Source organism: Streptomyces bohaiensis, assembly GCF_012033785.1.
Lineage (GTDB): Bacteria > Actinomycetota > Actinomycetes > Streptomycetales > Streptomycetaceae > Streptomyces > Streptomyces bohaiensis.
Genome location: NZ_JAAVJC010000344.1, coordinates 1 through 4,414, shown reverse-complemented (window position 1 = coordinate 4,414; position 4,414 = coordinate 1). Strand labels below are relative to the sequence as shown.

Here is a 4,414-nt window from a genome sequence, read left to right as displayed (position 1 = left end):
CGCCGCAACCGGGTGGCGCCGCTCGACCTCCCCACCTGGGCCGGCGGGCCCGCCCCGGCCCTCGCCGGGTTCGTGCCCTGGCCCTACGGCCAGACCGTTGCGGTCATCACGGGCGCGGCCGCCGGCGGCGCCCCGGCCGCCACCGGCTGGACCCGCCCCGTCGACGACCACCACCCCGTCTCCGCCGCGTACGGCACCCCCGGCAGCTGGCAGGCCGGCTACCACACCGGTGTCGACTTCGCGCTGCCCGAGGGCGAACCCGTCCGCTCCGTCGGGCCGGGCACCGTCGTCGTCGCGGGCGACTCCGGCGACTACGGCGAGACCGTCGTGGTGCGCATGGAGGACGGCCACCACATCCTGTACGCCCACCTGTCGTCCGTCGCCGTCGCCGTCGGCGACACCGTGAGGGGCGGCCAGGAGATCGGGAAGTCCGGCAACACCGGCCGCTCCACCGGCCCGCACCTCCACTTCGAGGTCCGCCAGGGCCGCGAGTACGGCACCGACGTCGATCCGCTGGAGTACCTGCGGAGCCACGGCGTCGACATCTGACCCGTCGGGCCGGGCAGTTGCGGTGTCCGGCAGCAAGCGGGAGGAGCCCGGACCGTCGCAGTGCGGCACCACCCGTGTCATGACGGTGTCACAGAGCGGCGCCACCCGGTTGCGGCGCCGTCCCGCGCCGATGTACATCTGGAGTGGTACACGGGGCGCGCACCGGGGGAGACGGCCCCGCGTCCCGATCGAGGAGGGGAACGGGGACTCATGAGCATGAAGTTCGACATGGGTACGGACACGCTGACCACCCTGCAGAACAGCACCGGCGGCTCTCTGGCGGAGATGTACCGTCTGGTGCTGCAGCTCCGCGACGCGGCGGAGCCGCTGGAGAAGAAGTTCAGCGGCGACGGCCAGAAGGCGTTCGCGCAGTTCAAAAGCGAGACGGATGTGATCACGAGCTCGCTCCGGATCGCGATGACGAGGATCAACGAAGGTCAGGCCGGCATGAGTGCCGCGTACGCGGACGGGGACTCGGAGACCGAGGCCAACGCGAAGCGCGCCATGGGAAGCCAGAACTTCAACGCCGCCCGCTTCTGAGCGGTCGACCACCACAGCACACGGGGAGCAGAGTTGAGTGACAACAGGCTCGCGTACGACACCGCCGCCTCCGGCGAGGCTGCCGAGAACCTGAAGTTCATCATTGGCAGGCTCGAGACACTGATGAGCGACCACCGGGGCGACGTGTCGAAGGCGCTCAGCGATTTCGAAGCCACCGGCGTCTCCGAGGAGTACGCCGGCGTCGAGGAGCAGTGGGACAAGGCGGCCGGCAACGTCCAGAACTTGATCACCGCCCTTCGTGAGGTTCTGGGCGAGAACGACATCGCCGCGCAGGCGGCGACCGACCGCGCACGTCAAGCGGTCGAGGCCATCCGTTCCTGACGCCTCCGCACCGCAGCACCCAAGTCGCCGTACCGGCCACCGCCGGTGCGGCGACCACCGCGTCACGGCGGGAGCACCGGCCCGAGCGGCCCGGCACCCGCCGTCAGGAACCGCGTGACCGCCCCGATGCGGCCACGGCGGGAGAGAAATGGCCAGAGACTACGACAGCCAACTGCTGGAATCCGTCGCCGTGCGCCGGCGACGGCTCCGCGACGCCCTGGTCTTCGGGCCCGGCCGCACCCGCCGCGAGGCGGACGAGAACACCGGGAAGATCCTGGGCAGTATCGCGCTGGCCGCGGTGCTGTGCGCGGGCTGCCTGGGGTGGTCCTTCGTCTCGGACCGCTTCCTCGGCGAGAACCGCGGCCGCGGACTGATGTCGTCCGAGCCCGCCGCGGTCGCCGACCACGCGGCGACCGCCGCCCCCGCCGGAGCGGCCGAACCGGCGACGGAGGGCGGGCGATGAGCGTCGAAGCATGGGGCTACACCTCGGTCGACCGCCGCGTCACCGTCATCGGCGCGCACCGGCGGGCCGACCTGTCGCTCTCCGCCGAGGTGCCGGTCGGGCTGATGCTGCCGGAGGTGCTGCGCGTCCTCGGCGAGCAGCCCGGCGACCACCCCACCGCGCGCCGACTGGTCACCGCGGCGGGCCGGGAGATACCGCTCGGGGCGTCGCTCTCCTTCGCCGCGGTCCTCGACGGCGCCGTCCTCCGCCTGGTCCGCGAGGAGGAACTGCCCGCCGCGCCCGTCGTCCACGACGTGGCCGACACCACCGCGGACGACCTCACCCACCGCGACCTCGGCTGGGGTCCGACAGCCCGCGCGTGGACCGCCGGCACCGCCACCACGGCGCTCTCCCTCGCCGCCGCCCACCTCGCCGTGCTCACCCACGGCACGGCCACGGCGGCGCCGTGGATCGGCGTGGCGCTGCTGCTGGTGACGGCCGTCGCCGTCGCGGCGCTGCTCACCGACCGCCGCGCCGCGGGCACCGCCGCCGCCGTCACCTCCGGGGCGCTCGGGGTGCTGCTCGCCGCGCACCTCGCCGCCCACCACCAGTGGCAGACGCCGGTCGCGCTCGCCGCGCTGCTGGCGCCGCCGGTGGTCGTCCTCGTCCTTCTCGGGCTGCTGACGCCGATGCGGCGGGGCGCCCACATCGGCGCCGCCGCGCTGGTGGCGACCGGCGGACTCTGGCTGGCGGTGGGCATGGTCACCGGTTTCGATACCGCCGGGGACCGGGCCCGCCTGGGTGCCGTGGCGGCGGTCGCCGCGGTCTTCACCCTCGGCGTGCTGCCCCGCCTGGCCATCACCGCCGCCGGACTCACCGGGCTCGACGACCGGCATGCCGGAGGCCGACCGGCCGCCCGGGCGGAGGTCGGCCGCGCTCTGGACGCCTCCCACCACGGCCTCACGGCGGCGAGCGTCGTCACCGCTGCGTCCGCCGCGGCCGGTGCGATGCTCGCCGTGGGGGAGTGGTCGCCGTGGAGCGCCGCGCTGGCCGTGCTCGTCGCGGTGGTGCTGCTCTCCCGCGCCCGGCTGTTCCCGATGGCGGTGAGCGTGATGGCGCTGACCGCGGCGGGCACCCTCGTGGTGGTCCGGCTCCTCCTCGGCTGGTCCGCCTCGTTGGGTGACGAGCCGTGGCCGGCGCTGGCCCTGGCCGCGCTGGCCGCCCTCGCGCTCGGTCTGCCGGCCGCCCGGCCCGCCGAGCACACCCGGGTCCGCGCACGGCGGCTGGCGGGGATGGCGGAGTCCCTCGCGGTGGTGGCCGCGCTCCCGGTGGCTGTGGGAGTGTTCGGAGTGTACGGCCGCCTGCTCGACACCTTCTGACAGCCGCCGGCGGCCACGGCCGGCTGCCGCCCCGCAGGACCGGCGGGTCCGCCGTGGCTGCGGGACGGTCGCCCGGAGTCCGGTCGACCGCGCAGCCGGTGGACCGGGAGCACGACGGCCCGCCGCGGCTGCGGTCCGCCGCCGACCGCACGCCGGACCGACCGGCCCCAACGGCCCGACCACAGTGACGACCCGTCCGGCGCCGGCCGGACCGCGACCGAGGAGAGCCCGCCGTGACGGGGGAGAACTGGCAGCGCGAGGTGCTGCGCCGCAGCGGGGAGCCGAGCGAGGACGACCCGTCGTCCACCGCGGACGGCGCCGAACAGCCGTCCGGCGCGGCGCAGGACCGGCCCCGACCGCCCGCGCGGGACGCCTCGTCGCAGCAGACCGCGGACCCGCGCGGCGCCGCGACGCGCGACGCGGCGAACCCGGCCGGGGCCCCGATCCGCGGCAGGAGCGGCGGCCAGGCGGCGGAGAGACGGGACCCCCGTGCCGCCGCTGCCCGGGGGAGTTCCCCCGACCCCCGCACCCCCGACCCCCGCACCGGGGGACCCCAGTTCAGCGCCGACCCGGGCGCCGACCGACCGGCCGGCGGTGCCGCGGCGCCGAGCCCGGCGGACCCGCGTACCCGGGACCCGCGTACCGCCGTCCCCCCGCCGGCGGCACCGCGCCACCCCGATCCCCGCGCGGGCGGTCCCCGCACTACCGCGCCGGGCACCGACGCGCCGCGTACCGACGCTCGGCGCGGCGGGGCCAGCGGCGAGGGCGGGGCACGCCCGGGCCCCCGCGTGGAGCGTCCGGCGGCCGACGCGCCGGTGCCCCCGGAGTACGCGATGCCGCTGGGCGTGGCGCTGCCGCCCGCACCCGCCCCGCGCTCGACCTCCCCGCGCTCGGCCTCCCCACGGGCAGCGGAGCCGACCGCGCCTGGTGCCGAGCCGTCGCCCACCGCGCAGCCGTCTGACACGCCCTCCACGGGGCCGACCGCGTCGCCGCCCGTCGCGTCGGGGTCCGCAGCACCGGAGCCGCCGGCGGCGGCCTCGTCCGCCGGGACCGACCCGCCCGCCGGAGGCACGGCGGCGGAGCAGGCGCGCGCTCGCCGGCGCGCCGCCCGCGCCCCGAACCCCGTGCCACCCACCGGCCCCGCTCCGCGCACCCCCGCCTC

Annotated in this window: 5 protein-coding genes; all 5 read left to right on the top strand. The window is 76.8% G+C overall.

What is annotated here, in order from left to right; translation table 11 throughout:
* Positions 1-12 precede the first annotated feature (12 nt).
* The 5 genes from HCN52_RS22245 (at position 13) to eccD (ending at position 3,252) form a co-directional block, all read left to right on the top strand.
* Positions 13-549: a M23 family metallopeptidase gene (locus tag HCN52_RS22245; RefSeq protein WP_376767188.1), complete on the top strand. Its 537-nt coding sequence runs from the start codon at positions 13-15 to the stop codon at positions 547-549.
* 210 nt (positions 550-759) lie between these two features.
* The gene (locus tag HCN52_RS22240; protein ID WP_245175363.1) at positions 760-1,089 is read left to right on the top strand and encodes a hypothetical protein; all 330 of its coding nucleotides are present in this window, start codon (positions 760-762) and stop codon (positions 1,087-1,089) included.
* A gap of 33 nt (positions 1,090-1,122) precedes the next feature.
* A complete protein-coding gene (locus HCN52_RS22235) occupies positions 1,123-1,431 on the top strand; it encodes a pore-forming ESAT-6 family protein (protein ID WP_168090224.1) in 309 nt (102 codons plus the stop codon).
* Between the two features lie 148 nt (positions 1,432-1,579).
* On the top strand, positions 1,580-1,894 hold the full coding sequence (locus HCN52_RS25705; RefSeq protein ID WP_245175361.1) for a hypothetical protein: 315 nt from the start codon (positions 1,580-1,582) through the stop codon (positions 1,892-1,894).
* Positions 1,891-3,252: a type VII secretion integral membrane protein EccD gene (gene eccD, locus HCN52_RS22225; protein WP_168090223.1), complete on the top strand. Its 1,362-nt coding sequence runs from the start codon at positions 1,891-1,893 to the stop codon at positions 3,250-3,252. Before HCN52_RS25705 ends, eccD begins: the two co-directional genes overlap by 4 nt.
* Positions 3,253-4,414 lie beyond the last annotated feature (1,162 nt).

Excerpts from the sequence above, each read along its gene's own strand:
- eccD (WP_168090223.1), top strand. The coding sequence starts at position 1,891 with ATGAGCGTCGAAGCATGGGGCTACACCTCGGTCGACCGCCGCGTCACC.
- HCN52_RS25705 (WP_245175361.1), top strand. The coding sequence starts at position 1,580 with ATGGCCAGAGACTACGACAGCCAACTGCTGGAATCCGTCGCCGTGCGC.
- HCN52_RS22240 (WP_245175363.1), top strand. The coding sequence starts at position 760 with ATGAGCATGAAGTTCGACATGGGTACGGACACGCTGACCACCCTGCAG.